This is a genomic window from Burkholderia sp. YHN3-13, from assembly GCF_055810675.1.
On record NZ_JBVVNQ010000106.1, the window covers coordinates 1 to 537 of the forward strand.

1 protein-coding gene is annotated in these 537 nt (G+C 72.8%); it reads right to left on the reverse strand.

The genetic code is table 11. The annotated features are described in order from the left end of the window. On the reverse strand, positions 1 to 537 hold a 537-nt coding region (locus AC0KUR_RS38125), incomplete at both ends, for a Dyp-type peroxidase (RefSeq protein ID WP_473377424.1).

Here is a 537-nt window from a genome sequence, read left to right on the forward strand (position 1 = left end):
AAGCCCATCAGGTTGCGCGGCGTCTCGCCCGGCTTGCCGGACGTGAAGCCGGCCTGGCCCCAGCGCATCTGCACGGCCTTGCCGCCGAGGCGCACGAGCTGGCGCACCGCGTGGAACGCCACCTGCGCGTCGTTCGCGCACGCCTGGATGAACAGGTCGCCGCCGGTCTTCTCCGGAATCAGCTGGTCGCCGTTGAAGCGCGGCAGGTCGACGAGCGCGGCCGGTCGCTGCTTCGCGAGGCCGTAGCGGTCCTTGCCCGCGACCGCGAACAGGCCGGGCCCGAAGCCGAACGTGATCGTCAGCCGCGACGCGCCGATGCCGAGCGCGTCGCCCGAGTCGGCCGGCGCGACTTCGTCGCCGCCGGTCGCCGGCAGCGGCTGCGCGGGGTCGCCGCGCGTGAGGCGTGCGGCCGCGTCGGTCCAGATCTTCAGCAGCGCGATCACGTCCGCGCGTTGGGTCGTGGTGAGGTCGAGCGCCGCGAAATATGCGTTGCGCTGCTGCGGCGTCGTGATGCCGCCCTGGTGCTTGCCGTAGAAC